This window comes from Thorsellia kenyensis (assembly GCF_042432445.1).
Taxonomy (GTDB): domain Bacteria; phylum Pseudomonadota; class Gammaproteobacteria; order Enterobacterales; family Thorselliaceae; genus Thorsellia; species Thorsellia kenyensis.
The window spans coordinates 123,779-145,132 of sequence record NZ_JBHLXE010000100.1 but is presented as its reverse complement, the minus strand read 5'-3'; the positions used below and the strand labels follow the sequence as shown (position 1 = coordinate 145,132).

Here is a 21,354-nt window from a genome sequence, read left to right as displayed (position 1 = left end):
AGGTGGTTGTGTGAAATTAAGTGAACTTGCAAGCAGACTCTATGATATCAATCCGATGTTATGTATTGATGTGGCTGATGTCAACATCAATTTTATTACGGCTGATAGCAGAGAAGTGAAGCAAGGAACGCTATTTCTCGCTCTTCAAGGACATCAAGTGCATGGTAGAGATTACTTATCAAAAGCAATCGAAAACGGTGCTGTCGCTATCTTTGATGAAGATGATACTCCAGGTATTGAGTATGTCCAAAACATCCCTGTGATTAAGATTCCTAAGTTAGGGAAACTTGTTTCCTCTATTGGTAATATCTTCTATGATACGAATAATCTACCTATATCCATCATCGGAATAACAGGTACTAACGGCAAAACAACAACGAGCCATTTAGTAGCTATGTGGGCGACTCTATTAGGTGATAAAAGCTCGGTGATGGGCACAGTAGGAAATGGACTATTTGGATCGTTAAATGAAAGTAACAATACCACACCATCTGCGCTGGAAGTACATGCTAATATTCAAAAGTATAGTACTAAAGGGGCATCATTATGTGCGATGGAAGTTTCTTCTCATGGATTAGTTCAATACCGAGTTGAATCTGTTCCTTTTCGTGTCACAGCCTTTTTAAATTTAAGTCGTGATCATCTGGATTATCATCACAGTATGCAAGAGTACGCAGCTGCGAAATTCAGATTATTTGATGAATTAAAGTCTAAGGTACAAATATTCAATATTGATGATGCAATTGGTTTGAAGTGGTTTGAAAATCAAAAGGATGCTATAGCTGTATCAATTGATTATGCAAGGTTTATTGATAAGACTCCTGCACACTATGTTTTTGCTAAATCAATGGTTTTTCATTCTAAGGGAGTTGATATTGAAATTAAAAGTTCCTTTGGAGAAGGAGTGCTTCATAGTCCTTTACTTGGGGAATTTAATGTCCATAATATTTTAACCGCTTTATCTATATTATTAGCTTTGGGATACGATCTTACGTCGTTATTGGATTCTGCACCAAAACTCATCCCTGTTGCTGGTCGAATGGAAAAGTTCAGCCGAGAGCTATTTCCTACCGTGGTTGTAGATTATGCTCACACTCCCGATGCACTTGAAAAAGCTTTATTAGCATTAAAAACACATCAATTAGGTAAAATCTGGTGTGTTTTTGGCTGTGGTGGAGACAGGGATAGGGGAAAAAGGCCACTGATGGCCTCAGTAGCACAAATGCATGCTGATCATGTCATAGTTACTGACGATAACCCTAGAACTGAAGACAGAGAAACCATTACTAATGATATCATTTCAGGTTTTTTAGATCTAAATTATCAAGTCATTCATGATAGATCTCAAGCTATTAAAACAGCCATTGAACTTGCCGATAAAGATGATTTGATTCTTGTCGCAGGGAAGGGACATGAGGACTATCAAATTATAGGACATAATAAAATTCATTATTCAGATAGGGAATTGATGCACGAGTTATATCATACACAGGGATTGAGACTTGCATGATTACTTTCAATATAAATGAACTTTATGCATCAATGGCTATTCAAGCCCCTAATTTAATTGAAATCACGCATGATTTACAAAAGATATCTTTTGCAGCTAAAGATGTCATATTGAACTCAAAGAATGTGGCTCATGGTGCTATTTTTATTGCTATTAAAGGGGAACGATTTGATGCACACGATTATATTTATGATGCTTTTGAACAAGGGGCCTCTTTAGTTATTGTGAATCACTCTTTTTATCAAGCCCAAATGAAATCAGTATCTAGAGATAAAAGGTTTGAATTGTATAAGCATCTTATTCTAAGTGTTCCGGATACAAAAGAGGCGTTAGGGCAAGTTGCGGCACTTGTGCGAAGTAAATCGAAAGCAACCTTTGTGGCTTTAACCGGATCTTCTGGTAAAACGTCAGTAAAAGAGATGAGCTTTGCTATTCTTTCTCAAATAGGAAAAGTCCTTGCGACTAAGGGAAATTTTAATAATGAAATAGGGGTACCTTTAACATTATTGAGTCTTGAGGGCGATGAAAAATATGCTGTCATTGAATTAGGAGCTAATCATCAAGGCGAAATAGCCTATACAGCTGCTATGTCAAATCCTCAGTCAGTATTAATTAACTCTATATGTAAAGCGCATTTAGAGGGGTTCGGCTCATTAAAAGGTGTTGCTGAAGCAAAAAGTGAAATTTTCACATACCCTCAAATAGAGGATTTGAAATCTCTTTCATTAAATATGCCCAATAAAATAGAGTATAAAAATAATCAGCATGTTATTTTAAATGCGGATATCATCTTTGATGCATTGCAGATGCAAAATTCTCTAAATAAAACTGAAAAGCTTGAAGGTGAAGAGCTAACAAAATTTTGGCTGCATCATTTAGAAAATATCAAGTTAAAAACACTATTTAGTATAGATGAAGAACTCACAAAACTAAAAAATAACGTTTTGTCACAAAGTGGTTATAAAATAAAAGATATCTCAATTTCCATAGCAGGTAGTCGTTTTACTCTAGTAACTCCCGAGGGACACACTCAAATTACACTTAAAGTGTTAGGTAAACACGCGATTAGTAATGCTCTAGCAGCAACGCTTCTTTGCATGTCTGTAGGTGCATCTTTAGATGCTGTGCAAAAAGGATTAAATAGTATTGAACCTGTCAACGGTCGATTATACCCAATTAAGCTTACTTCAACTACTACAGAATCTAAGTGGATTATTGATGATACTTATAATGCTAATGTAGGATCGATGAAAGCAGCTGCATCTTTACTAAAAGAATTACCAGGATATAAAGTTTTTGTTGCAGGAGATATGGCTGAGATGGGTCCGTATAGCCAAGTATGCCATGAAGAGATAGGCGATTTTATTGCAAATTCTCAGATTGATGCTGTTTATTCTGTAGGGCAATGGAGCCAGTTTATTTCGTCAAAACACCCAAATTCGCAGCACTTTGAATCTAAGTTGGCGTTAGTGAATACTTTAAAATCAATTTTAAAAGAACACGCTATAATTACATTCCTAGTTAAAGGCTCAAGAAGTTCAGCTATGGAAGAAATTGTTTTTGCATTACAAGAGAGGTAGTACATGTTAGTTTGGCTGGCAGATATTCTTGTCCCACATTTTACATTTTTTAATGTTATTTCTTATTTAACGTTTAGAGCCATAGTGGGATTATTGACTGCTTTGATTATCTCTCTGTGGCTTGGTCCGCGAGTGATAAAATACTTGCGCAATTTGCAAATTGGACAAGTCGTAAGAAATGATGGACCAGAATCACATTTGAAGAAAGATGGTACACCAACTATGGGCGGCATCATGATTTTACTTTCCATCGCCGTTACTGTATTTTTATGGGCAGATTTATCAAATCCTTATATTTGGTATGCTTTATTTGTAACATTTTCTTTTGGTGCAATTGGATTTGCGGACGATTATCTAAAGGTTGTCAGAAAAAATAGCAAAGGCCTCATCGCCCGTTGGAAATATTTTTGGATGTCTGCTGTTGCTATTATTGCCTCTTTTTTGCTCTATATTAATGGTAAGGATACTCTTGCAACGGCTCTGGTCGTTCCCTTTTTCAAAGATGTCATGCCTCAATTAGGATTTTTATTTATTATACTTTCTTATTTTACGATTGTAGGAACCGGTAACGCTGTTAACTTAACTGATGGATTGGATGGATTGGCAATTATGCCTACAGTACTTGTAGCGTCAGGATTGGGGGTGGTAGCATATTTAACAGGTAATAGTATCTACTCTGCACATTTACATATTCCGCATTTAAAATATGCCAGTGAGCTTGTTATAATTTGTACTGCAATTGTCGGTGCAGGATTAGGTTTTCTATGGTTTAATACTTATCCTGCTCAGGTATTTATGGGCGATGTTGGTTCATTAGCTCTCGGTGGCGCATTAGGGATCATTGCTGTATTGTTAAGGCAAGAATTTTTATTAGTCATCATGGGGGGAGTCTTTGTCATTGAAGCCTTATCAGTTATACTTCAAGTAGGATCATTTAAGTTAAGAGGACAAAGAATTTTTAGAATGGCACCTATTCACCATCATTATGAACTCAAAGGATGGCCTGAACCAAGAGTGATTGTTCGTTTTTGGATAATATCACTTATGCTAGTTTTAATTGGTCTAGCCACCCTTAAAATTCGTTAATCACTTAACGAATAACTTTGGTAAAGGGCTTTTAATATTACATCTATTTATTTAAAGGTTGTAAAATGGACTATCAAAATAAAAAAGTTGTTATTATTGGATTGGGGCTAACGGGCTTATCTTGCTTAGATTATTTTATGTCAAAAGGTATCAACCCTAGATTAATAGATACACGTAAAAGCCCCACAGGGTTAAGTACTATCCCTAAAGAAATAGAAGTTCATACAGGCTCTATAAAACTAGATTGGGTTCTTGACGCTGATTTATTAGTGGTCAGTCCTGGTGTTCCTTTAGCTACCCCTGAAATTCAAGAAGCGATCAAAAAAGGAATTGAAGTGGTTGGAGATATTGAGCTTTTTTGCCGTGAAGTAAACAATGCAAATGCTCAAATCATTGCAATTACGGGCTCTAACGGTAAAAGTACTGTAACAAGCTTAGTCGGGCAAATGGCGATTAGTAACAGAATAAAAACGGCAGTTGGTGGTAACATAGGTTTGCCTGTACTCTCTTTTTTAGAAGATAAACACGACCTTTATGTCCTTGAATTATCAAGTTTCCAATTAGAAACAACCTACAGTCTAAAAGCAAAAGCGGCAACTATTTTAAATATCAGTGAAGATCACTTAGATCGCTATGCAGATAACATCGAAAATTATATTACAGCGAAGCACCGAATATATAATAAAGCTCAAACAACTGTCTATTTTGTAAATGACGCCCATACACGCCCTAAAACGAATGAATCACAAAGCTTAGTTGATTTTGGTGGTACAAATAGTCCTTATCGAATAGAAAAAATTGAGGGTGAAGAATGGCTAATAGCCGATAATAAGCCCCTAATGCAATGCACAGAGGTTGCATTGAAAGGTTACCATAATTATTTGAATATACTCGCTGCACTTGCATTAGCAAAAACTGTGGGTATCGACCCCAAAAGCTGCATTGAAACACTTAAGCATTTTTCAGGTTTAGCTCATCGTTTCTCTGTAGTGCACGAGGCAAACGGGATCACCTGGGTCAATGACTCAAAAGCAACTAATGTGGGTAGTGTTATTGCCGCCCTTAAAGATTTTAATAGAGAAGGAAAAATACATTTACTGATGGGAGGAGACAGTAAATCTGCTAATTTAACTCCTTTGATTCCAATCCTAAAAGATGGCAAAAAACAAATTTATTGTTTTGGACAAGATGGGCAAAAAATTCAAAGTCTCTCGCCAGAAAATAGTGTTTTTGTTGAGACGCTTGAAGAAGCGATGCAACTAGCAAGAAAAAATGCCGTTGAAGGAGATTGGATTATTCTTTCTCCTGCATGTGCAAGTTTAGACCAATTTAAAAATTATGAACATAGAGGTCAAGTATTTATAGAGCTTGCAAATCAACTTTCTTAATTTAATGATATTAAATATTTAATGTATTCCAAGGCTCGATATGTTCACAAAGTTTTTTAAATTCAATCTATTTAGTTTTAAAAGGGCCACAAAAAATCGCCCAAATAGGCTCTATGATAGCACATTGCTTTGGACTTCATTTTTACTCTTAGCCATAGGCTTTTTAATTGTCACCTCCGCATCTGTATATAATCATTCAGGCGATATGACTCATTATGCAAAAAGAGATATTGCTTACATAGCAGTTGCATTGCTAGGAGGAATTTTTGCCCTAAATGTTACTATCGATTTTTTAGAAAGAAGCAGTGGTTTTATACTCATTGGATGCTTTTTTCTGCTTGTACTCGTTCTTGTTATAGGTAATGAAGTTAATGGTGCGAAACGCTGGTTAAATCTTGGTCTTTTTAATATTCAGCCTGCTGAATTTGCTAAATTAGGTCTTTTTTGCTATCTGCCAAGCTATTTAACAAGAAAGCAAGATGAAGTACAGCAAAGCGCTTGGGCTTTTTTTAAACCCCAAATAGTTATTCTTGCTCTTGCCATACTCCTATTAAGCCAACCAGATTTTGGTACAGTATTTGTCTTATATTGTACTTGTCTCGCACTACTTTTTATCTCGGGAGCTAAATTATATCAGTTTGTCATTTTATTAGTTTTGGGTTTTTTAGCTTTTGTGCAATTGATATTAAAATCCCCTTATAGATTGAAAAGACTTTCTTCGTACTTAGATCCTTGGGACAAAGACAGAATGTATAACGAAGGGTATCAATTAACAAATTCTCTTATGGCATTTGGTCGTGGAGGGGGATTTGGAGAAGGGATCGGTAACTCTATCCAAAAATTAGATTATTTACCCGAACCACACACGGATTTTGTCTTCGCTATATTAGCTGAGGAGTTAGGATACGTAGGAGTTATGGTTACTATTTCTCTTTTAATTTTGTTGATTGTAAGAGCATTTATCATTACTAAAAAAAGCATGATGCAAGAAAAATATTATGGCGCGTATCTGTCATTTGCCATAGCTATATGGTTTAGTTTGCAGACATTCATTAATATCGGTGCAGCAGCAGGTATGTTACCAACGAAAGGTTTGACGTTACCTCTTATTAGCTATGGTGGATCGAGCTTATTAGTGATGACGACAGCTGTCGCTTTACTTATACGAATTGATTATGAAGCGAGATTAAGTGATGCACAAGCTTTTGTTAAAGGGAGTCGAGGATGAGTAAAACACCTTGTCTATTAGTCATGGCCGGTGGTACCGGAGGCCATATATTTCCTGCTTTAGCGGTTGCACAACACTTAAAAGAATTAGGCTGGGAAGTACAATGGCTTGGAACAAAAGATAGAATGGAAGCAACATTGGTACCACAATATGGAATCAAGATCAATTTTATCGAAGTGCAAGGACTTAAAGGTAAAGGATTAACCAGGCTATTATCGGCTCCATTAATGCTATTAAAAGCTATTTTTCAAGCAAAAAAAGTGATTAATACTGTTAAACCTGATGTTGTACTCGGTATGGGAGGGTATGTTTCAGGGCCAGGCGGTGTAGCCGCTTATCTTTCGAAAACTCCATTACTTATTCATGAACAAAATGGCGTTGCTGGCGTAACAAATAAATGGTTGAGCTATATTGCGACTGAAGTTATGCAAGCTTTTGGTAGCGCATTTTTAGAAAGCAAAGCAAAAACGGTGGGTAATCCTGTAAGAAAAGAGCTTTTTTCACTCCCCTCCATAGAAGAAAGATATCTTCCCAGAAAAGATAAGCTACTGATTCTTGTTATTGGGGGAAGCCAAGGGGCTAAAATTTTAAATGATACAATCCCTTTTGTTGCTAAAGCACTTGAAGAAAGTACTATTTTTTATCATCAAGTTGGAAAAAATAACTTTGATAAAGTAAAAGAAAAATATGATGAGCTAGGGGTAAAGCAATATGAAATTCACGAATTCATTAATGATATGGAAAAAGCCTATTTAAATGCAGATTTAGTGATTTGTCGGTCAGGTGCGTTAACTGTGAGCGAACTTGCAGTTGTGGGATTACCTGCTATTTTTGTGCCTTTCATGCATAAAGATAATCAACAACTTCATAACGCCAAATGGCTGGCAAATAATGGTGCGGCAATTATTGTTGAACAAAATGTATTAACAACAGATAAATTGATTCAAATTATACACGAGCTTGATAGAGAAAAATTGATTGAAATGGCCCATAAATCTAAAGCACAAGTGCAAAAAAATGCAACAGAGCTCGTCGCCAATAAACTCATAGAAATAAAAAAATAGCTATTTATAAAATAACTGAAAGACATAGCCTATTTAGTAAAATAAAGAGGTTTAAATTGAGACATAAGATATTTAATTAAAGGAAGTGACGTGAATATAGAAGCAATTACCCGTTTAAGAGCTATCATCCCTGAAATGCATAAAGTTAAGCATATCCATTTTGTGGGTATCGGCGGTGCGGGTATGGGAGGAATAGCTGAAGTATTAGCAAATGAAGGGTATATAATTAGTGGGTCAGATTTATCTCCAAATAGTGTAACAGAACACTTAAAAACGCTTGGGGTAAGTATTTATTTTAATCATAAACCCGATAATATTACTGGAGCAAGTGTTGTTGTTGTATCTAGTGCAATAAATGAAGATAATCCCGAAATTAAAGCGGCCAGAGAAGCAAGAATTCCAGTTATAAGACGGGCAGAAATGTTAGCTGAACTTATGCGCTACCGTTACGGTATAGCAATTGCTGGTACGCATGGTAAAACCACGACTACGGCAATGATAACTAATATTTATGCAGAAGCAGGTCTAGATCCTACATTTGTTAATGGTGGATTGGTTAAATCGGCGGGTACTCATGCAAGACTAGGTATAAGTCGTTATCTGATTGCCGAAGCAGATGAAAGTGATGCTTCTTTTTTACATTTACAACCCATGGTTTCAGTAGTTACCAATATTGAAGAAGATCATATGGAAACTTATCAGGGGGATGTGGAAAATTTAAAACAAACATTTATAAGATTTTTACATAATCTCCCTTTTTATGGCAGAGCAGTAGTATGCATCGATTCACCTCTGATAAGAGAAATATTACCAACGATTGGTCGATATGTAACCACTTATGGTTTTCATGAAGATGCGGATGTTCGTATTTCAGATTTTAAACAACAAGGATCCAAAACACAATTTATTGTTCACAGGCGTGACAATCAACCTTTACAAGTTAACCTAAATGCCCCAGGTCAGCATAATGCGCTAAATGCCACGGCAGCGATAAGTGTCGCGATAGAAGATAATATAGATGATGATGCAATATTAAGAGCTTTAACTCAATTTCAAGGCACCGGGCGTCGTTTTGATATTCTGGGGGAATATCCACTTTTTCCTGTTAATGGTCAAGCAGGCAAGGCGCTACTTGTTGATGACTATGGGCATCATCCTACTGAAGTGCAAGCGACTATTGATGCAGCAAGACAAGGATGGCCTGATAAAAGGATTGTAATGATCTTTCAACCACACAGATATTCAAGGACCCGCGATCTTTATGATGATTTTGTACATGTGCTGGGGCAGGTAGATTTATTACTGATGTTAGATGTGTATAGTGCAGGTGAGCAACCTATAGCTGGAGCAGATAGTAGGGCATTGTGTAGAGCTATAAGAGGGCGAGGAAAACTGGATCCTATTTACGTTCAACTTATAGAAGATGTCCCTACAATTTTAGCTCCTCTTTTACATGATAATGATCTGATTTTAGTTCAAGGCGCTGGTAATGTCGGCAAGGTTGCAAAAATATTAGCGGATAATGAACTCAATAGTATAATATAATCGATGAATTTATATTCAGTAATAAAGGATGGTCGTATCATGTTAACAAAAGTTGCTGTATTAATGGGAGGAAACAGCTCTGAAAGAGAAGTTTCGCTTAATTCTGGTAAAGCTGTACTCAATGCACTTTTGGAAAAAGGTATTGATGCAATTGCTATAGATCCCTCAATAGACGATATTACACACTTAAAAGAAAAAGGTATTACTTCAGCATTCATTGCTTTGCATGGTAGTGATGGAGAAAATGGCACTATTCAGGGTGTATTAGATTATCTAAAGATTCCATATACTGGCAGTGGTGTTCAAGCGTGCGCTGTAGGTATGAACAAACATTTTTGTAAGGTACTGTGGAAAGCGGCAGGTTTGCCTGTAGCTGACTATATCGCTTTGACTAAAAATGAATATCAGGAAATTCAATATGAACAATTGATAGAAACAATAGCACACCTTGGATTGCCTGTATTTATTAAACCTAACAGTGAAGGTTCAAGTGTTGGCGTTTCAAAAGTGGATGAATATAGCCAGCTTAAAACGGCGTTAGAAGTTGCCTTTGAATTTGATAATTTAATTTTAATAGAATCTTATTTATCGGGAGATGAATTTTCGGTACCTGTTGTATTGAAAGATGTATATCCTTCAATTCGAATCCAATCTCAAAATGCATTTTATGACTATGAAGCCAAATATGTTTTGAATAATACTCATTATCTGTGTCCAAGTGAATTACCAAAAGAGCAAGAACAAGAGATAAAAAATTTAGCATTCAAAGCTTATGAAGTCATAGGCTGTGAAGGGTGGGGAAGAGTAGATTTAATGCAAAATGCAAAAGGCCAGTTCATGCTATTAGAAATCAACACGTCGCCAGGAATGACATCACATAGCTTAGTCCCTAAATCAGCGTTAACATTAGGTGAATCATTTTCCGATTTAGTCGTAAAAATATTAAATAATGCAAAACATGATTAAGTTATTTTTAAAAATATTGAGTGATAAATAAGATTCTATGGTACACGCAAAATTAAGGAAGAAAACAGTCACTGAATTGTTACTGTATCAAAAGAGCAGTTTTAAATTTATAAGCGGTATTGTGTTTTTTTTATGCTTGATAGCGTCTTTAGTTCTGACTTCGGTGAAAATTTATTACTGGATGGGAGACGAAAAAAGCCAACCTATTGCAGAGATTGTTATACTTGGCGAAAGAAAATATACCACAGATGAAGATATCCGAGAGGCTTTACTTTCATCAGGGCGTCTTTCTACAGTAATGAACCAAGATATTCATTTCTTAAGAAATCAAATTGAGAAATTGACTTGGCTTGATAGAGTAACTTTAAAAAAAAGATGGCCCAATAAATTAATTATAGATTTAAAAGAAAAAAGACCTGTTGTTCGCTGGAATAAAAACTTCCTGATGGATGCTAATGGAAGTGTTTTTACCATTCCTTTTGAAAGGACAGTCAAAGAGCCTTTAGTTTTTCTTTTTGGTCCTGAAGGTTTAGAGAAAGAATCATTAAAAGGGTTTAATGAATTACAAAATATATTTAAAAAGAATCAAATTATTTTAATTAGCAGCACTATGAGTGACAGATATTCATGGCTTGTGACTGTTCTACTTAATTCGAATTCAGCACAAAGAATTATTGAAATTGAGTTAGGGAGAACTGATTATGTGAACCGAGCTCAAAAATTCATGGCAATTTATAGAGAATTAGAGAAAAAACCAGAAATCAGCCAATTAATAAAAAAAATAGATATGCGATATGAAACAGGGGCAGCTATCTCATGGCATATTTCTCAGGAAGTGAATGCGCAAGAATAAAAGTTGTGTTATGATATGAATAGGTTATAAAATAGCTACATTGACGCTTTAAAGTGCTTGTGAAATAAAAAAAAATACGCTTAAATAGATTATTTTGAGAAAAATAAAAAGGATTCTGCACCTGAATGTAGATATACACAGGAATTCTAGGTTGAGATAAATGAGTAAATTCAATGATAAAAAAGCAAAATTAGGCTTATACGGTGAAAAAAAACTAGTCGTAGGCCTTGAAGTAGGTACAGCTAAAGTCAGTGCTGTCGTTGGTGAAATATTGCCAGACGGTATGGTGAATATCATTGGAGTGGGTAGAAGCCCGTCTCGTGGAGTTGACAGAGGGGGAGTGAATGATTTTGAGGCCGTTGTATCTTCCGTCAGAAGAGCTGTAGAAGATGCTGAGCTAATGGCTGATTGTGCTATTACAAGTGTTTATCTGGCTTTATCAGGAAGACATATTGACTGTCAAAATGAAATCGGAATGGTGCCAATAGCTAATGATGAAGTCACTGAGGAAGATGTACACAATGTAGTACATACTGCCAAATCAGTCCGCGTGAGTGAAGAAAATAGGATATTGCACGTTATTCCTCAAGACTTTAAAATAGATCATCAAGATGGAATAAAAAACCCTATTGGCTTGTCGGGGGTTAGAATGCATGCAAAAGTGCATTTAATTACTTGTCATAACGATATGGCGAAAAATATAACAAAAGCAGTTGAAAAATGTGATTTAAATGTCGATCAACTTATATTTTCTGGTTTAGCATCTTCTTATAGTGTATTAACAGAAGATGAAAAAGATCTTGGTGTTTGCCTGATTGATATAGGTGCGGGCACCATGGATATCAGTATCTACACAGGTGGATTTTTAAGGCATTCTGCTGTTATTCCTTATGCTGGTAATCAGGTAACCTATGATATTGCTTATGCCCTTAGCACCCCGCTTAATGATGCTGAAGACATAAAGATAAAATATGGATGCGCTCTAGCTTCTGCTATAGCTAGAGATGACATGATTGAAGTGCCAAGTGTTGGTGGAAGACCAGCAAGAAGCCTACAAAGAGAAATTTTAGCTGGCGTAATTGAAGCAAGATACACTGAATTGTTGACTTTTGCTAACAATGAAGTTTTAAAAGTTCAAAATTACATGAAATCTAAGGGGATAAAGAACCAATTAGCCGCAGGATTTGTGCTCACGGGAGGCGCTTCTCAGATAGAGGGGTTAGTTGAATGTGCAGAAGCAGTTTTTCATAATCAGGTGAGAATTGGTTATCCACACAATATTACAGGCTTGACAGATTATGCTTCTACACCCGAATTTTCTACGCCATTAGGTTTAATTTTTTATGGTAAAGGGGTTTTTACTGAAGATATTAGTCAAAAAACATCCAATGTGAGGATAAAATCTGTATTTAGTAAGATGAAAAATTGGCTAAAAAAGGAATTTTAGTAGTATAATATATATATGAATCTAACAATAAATTTTTAAGTGTCAGCGGAGAATAAAATATGTTTGAACCAGTTGAATCATCGAGTCAAGAAGCAGTAATTAAAGTAATAGGAGTCGGCGGCGGCGGCGGTAATGCTGTAGAACATATGATTCGTGAACATATTGAAGGTGTAGAGTTTTTTATCGTAAATACGGATGCTCAAGCCCTTCGGAAATCTGCGGTGACACAGGCAATTCAAATAGGTACGGGAGTAACAAAGGGATTAGGTGCAGGTGCTGATCCTGAAGTTGGTCGCATTTCGGCAGAAGAAAACAGGGAAGCCATAAAACATGCGCTTGAAGGTGCGGATATGGTGTTTATCGCAGCCGGTATGGGCGGTGGTACTGGTACTGGTGCTGCGCCTGTTGTTGCAAGTATTGCTAAAGAATTAGGGATTCTAACAGTTGCAGTTGTGACAAAACCATTTAATTTTGAAGGTCCTAAGCGTACCGCGCATGCAGAAAAAGGTATTGCAGAGTTGTCTCAATATGTTGACTCACTGATTACAATACCTAATGATAAATTACTTAAAGTATTAGGAAAAAATATTACCCTAATAGAAGCTTTTGGTGCAGCTAATGATGTATTAAGAAGTGCTGTTCAGGGAATTGCTGAACTTATTACGCGTCCAGGCTTAATGAACGTAGACTTTGCTGATGTGAAAACAGTCATGTCTGAAATGGGTTATGCGATGATGGGTTCTGCAACTGCTTCAGGTGAAGACAGAGCTGAAATAGCAGCTCAGAAAGCAACTCAAAGCCCACTTCTTGATGATATTGAACTCTCAGGAGTTAAAGGTGTTCTAGTAAATATAACAGCTGGTTTCGACTTTAGAATGGATGAATGTGAAATTGTAGGTAATACCATCAAAGCATTTACTTCAGAATATTCTACAGTTGTTATTGGTATGGCACTTGATCCTGAAATGGAAGATGAAATTAAAGTGACCGTTGTTGCAACGGGTATTAACATGACAAAACCAGCTGAAAATCAAGTGGTAGTGAACGGCCTTGGTAAACTTCAATCTGATTTAGCACAAAGAGGAATGGATAATAGGCCTATGGGTGGTTCGAATTATTATGATTCACAACCTAAATCTATGGAAAGAGCGGTTGGTGCACCTGATACTACAAGAGAAGGTGATATGGTTGATGTGATACCGACCTTTGTTAGAAAACAAGCAAATTAATTTTATTACAAAAAAATAGTAAGGGAAAAGGAAGGTAACCTAATGATAAAGCAGAGAACCGTAAATAAAATAACTACTGCTGTAGGGGTAGGGCTTCACACAGGTAAAAAAGTCACTTTAACATTTTTACCTGCGAAAGCTGATACGGGTATTGTTTATCGTAGAGTAGATCTAAAACCAGCAGTAGATTTTCCACTTAATGCAAGATCTGTTAAAGATACACTCTTATGTACATGTTTAATTAATGAAAACGATGTAAGAGTTTCAACAATTGAACACCTTAATGCAGCTCTTGCTGCATTAGGCATAGATAACATTATCATAGAAGTAGATGCCCCTGAGATTCCAATAATGGATGGAAGTTCTGCGCCATTCATTTTCTTACTCTTAGATGCTGGAATTAAAGAACTTGCTGTAGCTAAAAAATTTATTAAAGTAAAAAAAACTATCCGTGTTGAAGAGGGTGATAAATGGGCTGAAATAAAACCATATAATGGTTTTAAACTAGGTTTTACAATTGATTTTGAACATCCTGTAATCAATAAAACCGGACAAAAATTTGAAATGGATTTTTCTGCTGACAATTTTATCAATGAGCTGAGTCGAGCAAGAACTTTTGGTTTCATGAAGGATATTGAGTATCTTCAATCTAAAGGATTATGCTTAGGTGGAAGTTTCGATTGTGCTATTGTGGTTGATGAGTATCGTATTATGAACGAAGACGGACTTCGTTTTACTGACGAATTTGTACGCCATAAAATGCTAGATGCTGTGGGTGATTTATATGTAAGTGGTCACACAATATTAGGTAGTTTTAGTGCATATAAATCTGGTCATGCCTTAAATAATAAACTACTTATCGCTCTATTAGAAAATGAACATGCATGGGAGTGGCAAACGTTTGGTGTTGAAAAAGAGTCTCCTTTAAAATTTGCTGTAAATAGAAAGCTAATGCTAGCTTGATGAACTCAACTTACTATTTTACTAAAGCGGCTTCTAAGTCGCTTTTTTTTCATTTAAATCAGTTTAGCAAAAGATAAACTATGACCAATGCGCTAACAAACCTTATTTTAATTCCATTAATAAGCTTACTTTTTTTATCGCTACTGAATACAGCAGAGGCTAATAGTTTTCAAATAGCATCAAAAAGTGCTTTAGTTTTCGATTTAGAGACACAAAAAGTGCTCTATAATGAACTAGAAAATGAGATATTGCCAATAGCTTCAATAACAAAATTAATGACAGCATTGATTGTGTTGGAGGACAGTGCAAGTTTAGATGAAAAAATTGAAGTTAAAATAGATCAAACTAAAGAACTTAATGCAGTATTTTCAAGAGTGAAGGTAGGAAGTTATTTGTCTAGGCGAGATCTTCTGAAAATAATGCTTATGTCATCAGAAAATAGAGCTGCTGCGGCATTAGCTCACAACTATTCTAAAGGGTATGGTGCGTTTATAAAAGCTATGAATGATAAAGCGCAATTGTTAGGCATGAAAAATACTAAATTTACTGAGCCTACTGGGTTATCTGATGCAAATGTTTCAACAGCAGTAGATTTGACTAAACTATTAATTATTCTTTCAAAAAATAAACAAATCCAAGAGATGAGCACAATAGCAGAATATAGCGTTGGATTCAGTGAACCTAACTATTCGTTACCATTTAGAAATACAAACCATCTTATTTTTAGTGATAAGTGGAAAATATTATTAACAAAAACCGGCTTTACCAATCCTGCTGGTCATTGTCTTGTGATGATAGCGAATATTAATGATAAGCCAGTTACTTTGGTTATTTTAAATGCATTCGGAAAACAAACGCATTTTGGTGATGCAAATAGATTAAAAGCTTGGCTTGAGAAAGGGGAGATAAAACCCATACCGCAAGGGGCAATCCAACATAAGAAAAATTAAGAGTACAAGTTAAACAACTAGGAGCCATAATGCAAAAGGAACAGTTAGCAACAAAAGAGTCTGCATCACAAGTATTATTTATTATTGCAATGTTATTCGTAATTCTAGCGGGAATAAAAGCGGCAGGCGAAATTGTTGTTATGATTTTGTTGGCAGCATTCTTTGCGGTTATTATTTATCCGATTGTCGCATTGTTACAAAAAGCAAAAGTACCCAGAGTAATTGCTATCTCAGGTATTGTGTTATTAATTATTTTTGTTTTTTTAGCTATTATCACAATGCTTGCAAGCTCATTAAATGATTTTATTCGTGCCTACCCGGAGTATGCGCAATTACTGAATGAAAAGCTAAAACAACTTGAAACACTGGCGTTAAAACATGATATTCATTTCTCAGCGGATGAGGCAATGAACTTATTTGATCCAAGTTCATTTTTTAGCATCGCTACAGGTTTCTTATCCAAACTATCTGGGACAATGAGTAGAGTGTTGCTTATAACAATGCTGTGTGTTTTTATGCTGTTTGAAATTAGACTTATTCCTATTAAACTCAACCAAATATTACAGTTTCCTGAACAATCAATGCCGCATTTTCAAAGGGCGGTCAATGCGGTAAGTAAGTATTTATTTATCAAAACGGTGGTTAGTATTATTACAGGAATGCTTATCTGGGCATTTTTAAGCTACATGGAAATCCGATTTGCTTTTTTATGGGGGGTATTGGCATTTGCATTAAACTTTATCCCCAGTATAGGCTCTATTTTAGCTGCCATTTTTCCTGTTATTCAAACGCTTTTACTTGGTGATTTTTATGATGCTTTTATTGTCGCATTAGGTTATTTAGTAGTAAATATCATTATGGGTAATATAATAGATACGCGATTGATGGGGAAAGGGTTAGGCTTATCAACTTTGATGGTTTTTGCCTCACTTCTCTTTTGGGGGTGGTTGCTTGGACCTATAGGAATGTTTTTATCCGTTCCTTTAACAATTATTATCAAAATAGCACTAGAAAATAATCATTATGGCAGAAAAATTGCCATAATGATGGGAGATGGCAAATCTTTAACGTAAAAGTCACTCATGTAGGATATCAACTTATAGTATAAGTTTTATCAAAGAATGGTTTCTTATTGCAACAAAGGAATGTAAAATATGAAACATGTATTAACTAAATAACTTAAATTAACTGTGAACTATTCTTTAGACACCAGAAAAAACATGAAAATAAAAAATATGCACTTTAGAAAAAAAACGTTGTCGGTTTGTCTATCAATAACTATTTGTAGTTGTGCGTTTGCTGACCCAACCCAGCCAGCTCAGTCGATACCCAATACAAGTGAGAGCGCTGAAATTGTCAACAAAATTATTGAGTCGACCCAAAAAAAACAAGAAACAAATCAATCTACAAGCATGCCTGTGACTTCTTCGCAGGCGGAAGTTGCTGATTCAATAAGTAAAACAATCGAAGTGAATGCTGTTTTAACGGAAGAGCAATCATCAGCTATATCAGCTGTCGTACCTAACATAGAACGAGTTAATTCATCTTCTAGTACGAATGAGGCCGATATAGCTGAAACAAAAGATTTAGAACCTATTATAGTAGAACCTATTATATTAGTACCTGGACAAGAAGTAGCAACAAGCGTTGATAATTCAACGGTCAGTATCACACAACAATCAACTAGTGAAATAGAAGTCTTTGATATCAAAGGAGCTCTGGTAGAAAAAGACTCATCAGTATCTATACTGTTTACGAATGAGTTATCCGAACTTTACACTCAGTATCCGCATAAAATTTGGATTAATGAAGAAGAAATAAAAGAGTTTAAACAGCAGTTAGTGCTAATGGGATTAGCAGGGATCGATAAACAGTATAGCGAATGGATTATTGAATTGAATAACCCTAATATATCGTCAAGCGATAAGGAACTGATTTTATCTGATGCTATGTTAGGGTATTTAAATTTTGTTGAAAATGTGAATAAAAATAAAGATACTTGGCTGTATCAGAAAAATAGCTATAAAGTAAATGCAGCAAGTAATGAAGAATTGAACAGATGGCTTACATCATTAAAAAATAAAGAATTGAAAAACTATATAGTGTCATTAAGGCCACAGCATACGGCATATGAACCTATGTTAAATGCCCTACTGAATAGTGCAAGTCAAAATTCAGTAGAGTGGCCTCAGATACAAAGCACTAAAAGTATCAAACCAAATGCAGTCAGTGATGAAGTAGCGAGTGTAGAGTTTATTCTCAATTACTACGGGCTATTAAATAATGAAGCAAAAGTAGAAGTAAACGAAGAAGTCATTTCTGAGGTAAAACCAGTAAATGAAGCCATAGAAAAAAACTCAATCGTAGAAATTAAGCTTCCTGAAGTGCAAGAATCGACCAATTTCAATAAATCGATAACACCAATTTCGGATGCTGCTCCTACCACATTAGCGACTAAAGTTAATGTATATGATGAAAGATTAGTTGAAGGAGTGAAAAAATTTCAGAGCAGTCTTGGCTTAACGGCAGATGGTGTTATAGGACCTCAAACTAGAACTTGGCTAAATACATCGCCGAGTGAAAAAATTAGTTTAATTGCGCTTAATATGCAAAGATTAAGATTGATCCCATCAGATGTTTCAACGGGAATTTTAGTGAATATACCGGATTACTCACTCAAATTTTATAAAGACGGTGAACTGATTTTAGACTCTAGGGTCATAGTGGGCAGTATTGCAAGAAAAACACCTATTATGACTAATGAAATTAACCGTGTAGTTATTAATCCACCATGGAGTGTACCAACACGTTTAGCGAGAGAAGATATAGCCCCGAAAGGTATTAAAGATCCCCATTATTTTGTTAGGAATGGTTATTCTCTGGTAGATTTGTCAGATGGACAACCGATTGATGTAGATGATGTGCTGTGGGAAAATGTGAGTGCAAGTAATTTTCCTTTTGCTGTAAGGCAAAAACCGGGAGCTGGAAATTCACTTGGGCGTTATAAATTTGATATGCCAAATGATCAAGCGATTTATTTGCATGATACCCCAAATCATGCGTTATTTGATAGAGATGTTAGGGCCATCAGTTCAGGATGTGTAAGAGTCAATAAATCTACTGAACTCGCTAATCTGCTACTTAATCTAGAACAATGGGATAAAGATAAAGTCGCTAATACGGTGAAAAAAGGACAAACAACACCTGTCAATTTAAGTAGTAAAGTACCGGTAGAACTTTACTACCTGACTGCGTGGCCTAATGAAGAAGGGCAGATTCAATATCGTGCAGATATCTATGGATATGATAAGCTCATCACGAATGCAATTAATGAAGTACCTGTCGCGAATTTATTGTAGTAATCTTGAAAAGAGAGGTAAGATTGATGAGTAGTGAAAAAACAACCATTAACAGAAGGCAGTTTTTATCCTTAAGTGCATTGACCCTAGCTTCTGGCTTAATGCTGCCTAAAACTGGATTTTCTAGCTTATCAACGGCTAAGCCCAAAATTTTAACAATTAAAAATCTTAATACTTTAGAATCTCTTACAGTTAATTTAGGGGCAACCAATACAGTAAATAATAAACAACTTAGTCAATTATCACACTTATTTAGAGATCATAGAAGTAACCAAACTAAAACCATCGATGTTGGACTTTTTGATCAGTTGCTACGTTTACAACTGATGCTTAACATACAACTGCCTATCACCTTAATTTCCGGGTACCGTGCTCCGGTTTCTAATAATAGCATGCGCACCAAAAAATCAGGGGTTGCCAAAAATAGTTATCATACTAAGGGCAAAGCAATGGATTTCCGTATTGAGGGAGTTGCACTCAATGAAATTAAGGATGCTATGATTGCATTAAATGCAGGGGGTGTCGGTTATTACCCTAAAAATAACTTCATTCATATTGATACAGGACCTGTAAGAACATGGTAAAACATACATTAATCTCTTATCTACAATTCCCTGTGACACCTTTTGAACAGAATTGTAGTCTGGTCTGGTGTGAGCAAACCCGTAAAGCAGTTATTATAGATCCTGGCAGTCGCTCACTTGCATTAGAAAATGCCATTATTGAAAATAATCTGATTATTGCAGCTGTGTTATTAACGCATGGACATTGGGATCATGCAGGAGCAGGCAAATTATATGCAGATAAGTATCAGGTGCCTATTAATGGCCCGCATTTTGAAGATAAATTTTTATTAGAATGTTTACCTGATCAAGCAGCAAGATTTGGGTTAAGTGCAGAAACTGAGGCATATGAACCCACAAGTTGGTTGAATGAAGGGGATGTATTTATCCTAGGAGAATTAACTTTCGAAATATTACACTGTCCTGGCCATACGCCAGGTCATATTGTCTTTGTTGAAAAAAACACTCAACATACTTGGGCTGGAGATGTTTTATTCAGAGGTAGCGTAGGGCGAACAGATTTTCCACGCAGTAATAGCCAAGATTTAATTCAGTCAATTAAAAATAAATTGTTACCCTTAGGCCAAGATATGCGTATTTTTCCGGGGCATGGTCCAATGACTACCATTGGCATTGAAGAAAAGAGTAATCCTTTTTTAAAATAGACTAGACTGTTTTGCAGAATAAATATGCAATCAGAATAAAAATGGTAATCAAGCATTGCCATCTTTAATATTTTTGGGTATCATGTTCGACGTTAAAAGATTGATTCCTCAAAAAAGCGCTCTTAGCTCAGCAGGATAGAGCAACGGCCTTCTAAGCCGTAGGTCGCTGGTTCGAATCCAGCAGGGCGCACCACTAAATATTTCAAAAAAAGTCCTAAGAAATACACTCCATATTTTTTATTCGTTATAAAAAATTTTGGTGAGTGCTAGGATGTCCATTGATTACGATCCACAATAGCAAAGTCAGATTTAAATTTAGCCTATGTGGGTATAAATAATTTAGGGATATACTTTAGTTACTTCAATTTGCAGATCTAGATAGTATTCCAATCCCCTTTAGTAGGGGGGTAAATAATACCAAAACGTGCATATTGATTTTCTTTTGTTATATGCCCATTTCAAATGTTTTTGTTCTATAACACTCGACTGATGCTAGCCTACTATATCAAAGATGATATAACTGCTTTTTTAAGTAAGAGGGTTATTTTCGCTCAGTTTAGTAAAATAATCGATAATACTCAATCTGTTAATCATTTCAAATGCTGGTAGAACAGTTTCTTCGATGGCATTAATATTTCAAGCACCGATAAAATTGATATGCGTAGGAATACCTTTAATGCTGACGATTTTATCAGTTCCTTTCATAATCCACCCATAACTCAATTTAGCTGATTGAGTTGGCTGTGCTGAATCAGTAAATAGAATTTATTCTTCATCAATTGTATTTTTAATGACTGAGGACTGTTGATATTTGGTAAGCAAAAATTAAGCACAAATAAAATACTTGGTAAACAAGGATTTAAAGTAAAAAATGTTGGACAAGAGGCATGAGGCTTTTATAATTAATTTGCGAAAAAATATTATAAGAGTAAATGTCATGACGAGATTGATTTTACCA

The 21,354-nt window shown here is 35.6% G+C and carries 17 protein-coding genes and 1 tRNA gene; all 18 read left to right on the top strand.

What is annotated here, in order from left to right; translation table 11 throughout:
* Positions 1-10: 10 nt before the first annotated feature.
* The 18 genes from murE to ACFFIT_RS09905 all read left to right on the top strand — a co-directional run bounded on the left by murE (position 11) and on the right by ACFFIT_RS09905 (position 20,589).
* Complete coding sequence (murE, locus tag ACFFIT_RS09990) at positions 11-1,510, top strand: UDP-N-acetylmuramoyl-L-alanyl-D-glutamate--2,6-diaminopimelate ligase (RefSeq protein WP_385877512.1); 1,500 nt, start codon at positions 11-13, stop codon at positions 1,508-1,510.
* Between the two features lie 32 nt (positions 1,511-1,542).
* Positions 1,543-3,090 (top strand): Mur ligase family protein, encoded by a 1,548-nt coding sequence (locus tag ACFFIT_RS09985; protein ID WP_446697455.1) that lies wholly within the window; start codon positions 1,543-1,545, stop codon positions 3,088-3,090.
* Positions 3,091-3,093: 3 nt separating this feature from the next.
* The gene (gene mraY, locus ACFFIT_RS09980) at positions 3,094-4,176 is read left to right on the top strand and encodes a phospho-N-acetylmuramoyl-pentapeptide-transferase (protein WP_385877510.1); all 1,083 of its coding nucleotides are present in this window, start codon (positions 3,094-3,096) and stop codon (positions 4,174-4,176) included.
* Positions 4,177-4,241: 65 nt separating this feature from the next.
* Entirely contained in the window at positions 4,242-5,564 is a 1,323-nt protein-coding gene (murD, locus tag ACFFIT_RS09975; protein WP_385877509.1) for a UDP-N-acetylmuramoyl-L-alanine--D-glutamate ligase, read from the top strand.
* A gap of 40 nt (positions 5,565-5,604) precedes the next feature.
* Positions 5,605-6,792 carry a putative lipid II flippase FtsW gene (gene ftsW, locus ACFFIT_RS09970; protein ID WP_385877508.1) on the top strand — a complete coding sequence of 396 codons (1,188 nt, stop codon included), beginning with the start codon at positions 5,605-5,607 and terminating at the stop codon, positions 6,790-6,792.
* Entirely contained in the window at positions 6,789-7,856 is a 1,068-nt protein-coding gene (gene murG / locus ACFFIT_RS09965) for an undecaprenyldiphospho-muramoylpentapeptide beta-N-acetylglucosaminyltransferase (RefSeq protein ID WP_385877507.1), read from the top strand. Before ftsW ends, murG begins: the two co-directional genes overlap by 4 nt.
* Positions 7,857-7,991: 135 nt before the next feature.
* The gene (gene murC / locus ACFFIT_RS09960) at positions 7,992-9,401 is read left to right on the top strand and encodes a UDP-N-acetylmuramate--L-alanine ligase (protein ID WP_385877570.1); all 1,410 of its coding nucleotides are present in this window, start codon (positions 7,992-7,994) and stop codon (positions 9,399-9,401) included.
* 39 nt (positions 9,402-9,440) lie between these two features.
* Complete coding sequence (locus ACFFIT_RS09955; RefSeq protein WP_385877506.1) at positions 9,441-10,367, top strand: D-alanine--D-alanine ligase; 927 nt, start codon at positions 9,441-9,443, stop codon at positions 10,365-10,367.
* A 37-nt stretch (positions 10,368-10,404) separates the two neighbouring features.
* Positions 10,405-11,220 carry a cell division protein FtsQ/DivIB gene (locus ACFFIT_RS09950; RefSeq protein ID WP_385877505.1) on the top strand — a complete coding sequence of 272 codons (816 nt, stop codon included), beginning with the start codon at positions 10,405-10,407 and terminating at the stop codon, positions 11,218-11,220.
* Positions 11,221-11,380: 160 nt separating this feature from the next.
* On the top strand, positions 11,381-12,667 hold the full coding sequence (gene ftsA / locus ACFFIT_RS09945) for a cell division protein FtsA (protein ID WP_385877504.1): 1,287 nt from the start codon (positions 11,381-11,383) through the stop codon (positions 12,665-12,667).
* Between the two features lie 59 nt (positions 12,668-12,726).
* Entirely contained in the window at positions 12,727-13,896 is a 1,170-nt protein-coding gene (gene ftsZ, locus ACFFIT_RS09940) for a cell division protein FtsZ (protein ID WP_385877503.1), read from the top strand.
* 42 nt (positions 13,897-13,938) lie between these two features.
* A complete protein-coding gene (gene lpxC / locus ACFFIT_RS09935; RefSeq protein ID WP_385877502.1) occupies positions 13,939-14,859 on the top strand; it encodes a UDP-3-O-acyl-N-acetylglucosamine deacetylase in 921 nt (306 codons plus the stop codon).
* Positions 14,860-14,939: 80 nt separating this feature from the next.
* Entirely contained in the window at positions 14,940-15,809 is an 870-nt protein-coding gene (pbpG, locus tag ACFFIT_RS09930) for a D-alanyl-D-alanine endopeptidase (protein ID WP_385877501.1), read from the top strand.
* 29 nt (positions 15,810-15,838) lie between these two features.
* On the top strand, positions 15,839-16,882 hold the full coding sequence (locus tag ACFFIT_RS09925; protein WP_385877500.1) for an AI-2E family transporter: 1,044 nt from the start codon (positions 15,839-15,841) through the stop codon (positions 16,880-16,882).
* A 147-nt stretch (positions 16,883-17,029) separates the two neighbouring features.
* Positions 17,030-19,168: a L,D-transpeptidase LdtD gene (locus ACFFIT_RS09920; RefSeq protein WP_385877499.1), complete on the top strand. Its 2,139-nt coding sequence runs from the start codon at positions 17,030-17,032 to the stop codon at positions 19,166-19,168.
* Between the two features lie 26 nt (positions 19,169-19,194).
* Positions 19,195-19,752, top strand: coding sequence for a peptidoglycan L,D-endopeptidase MepK (mepK, locus tag ACFFIT_RS09915; protein WP_385877498.1), 558 nt, complete (start codon positions 19,195-19,197; stop codon positions 19,750-19,752).
* An 11-nt stretch (positions 19,753-19,763) separates the two neighbouring features.
* Positions 19,764-20,396, top strand: a complete 633-nt coding sequence (locus ACFFIT_RS09910; RefSeq protein ID WP_385877569.1) for an MBL fold metallo-hydrolase — start codon at positions 19,764-19,766, stop codon at positions 20,394-20,396.
* Between the two features lie 116 nt (positions 20,397-20,512).
* Positions 20,513-20,589, top strand: a tRNA-Arg gene (locus ACFFIT_RS09905).
* Positions 20,590-21,354: the final 765 nt, after the last annotated feature.

Coding starts and splice junctions, on each gene's coding strand:
- ACFFIT_RS09920 (WP_385877499.1), top strand. CDS start 17,030: ATGAAAATAAAAAATATGCACTTTAGAAAAAAAACGTTGTCGGTTTGT.
- ftsW (WP_385877508.1), top strand. CDS start 5,605: ATGTTCACAAAGTTTTTTAAATTCAATCTATTTAGTTTTAAAAGGGCC.
- murC (WP_385877570.1), top strand. CDS start 7,992: ATGCATAAAGTTAAGCATATCCATTTTGTGGGTATCGGCGGTGCGGGT.
- murG (WP_385877507.1), top strand. CDS start 6,789: ATGAGTAAAACACCTTGTCTATTAGTCATGGCCGGTGGTACCGGAGGC.
- lpxC (WP_385877502.1), top strand. CDS start 13,939: ATGATAAAGCAGAGAACCGTAAATAAAATAACTACTGCTGTAGGGGTA.
- ACFFIT_RS09955 (WP_385877506.1), top strand. CDS start 9,441: ATGTTAACAAAAGTTGCTGTATTAATGGGAGGAAACAGCTCTGAAAGA.
- murD (WP_385877509.1), top strand. CDS start 4,242: ATGGACTATCAAAATAAAAAAGTTGTTATTATTGGATTGGGGCTAACG.
- pbpG (WP_385877501.1), top strand. CDS start 14,940: ATGACCAATGCGCTAACAAACCTTATTTTAATTCCATTAATAAGCTTA.
- ftsA (WP_385877504.1), top strand. CDS start 11,381: ATGAGTAAATTCAATGATAAAAAAGCAAAATTAGGCTTATACGGTGAA.
- mraY (WP_385877510.1), top strand. CDS start 3,094: ATGTTAGTTTGGCTGGCAGATATTCTTGTCCCACATTTTACATTTTTT.
- ACFFIT_RS09950 (WP_385877505.1), top strand. CDS start 10,405: ATGGTACACGCAAAATTAAGGAAGAAAACAGTCACTGAATTGTTACTG.
- ACFFIT_RS09985 (WP_446697455.1), top strand. CDS start 1,543: ATGGCTATTCAAGCCCCTAATTTAATTGAAATCACGCATGATTTACAA.
- ftsZ (WP_385877503.1), top strand. CDS start 12,727: ATGTTTGAACCAGTTGAATCATCGAGTCAAGAAGCAGTAATTAAAGTA.
- mepK (WP_385877498.1), top strand. CDS start 19,195: ATGAGTAGTGAAAAAACAACCATTAACAGAAGGCAGTTTTTATCCTTA.
- ACFFIT_RS09925 (WP_385877500.1), top strand. CDS start 15,839: ATGCAAAAGGAACAGTTAGCAACAAAAGAGTCTGCATCACAAGTATTA.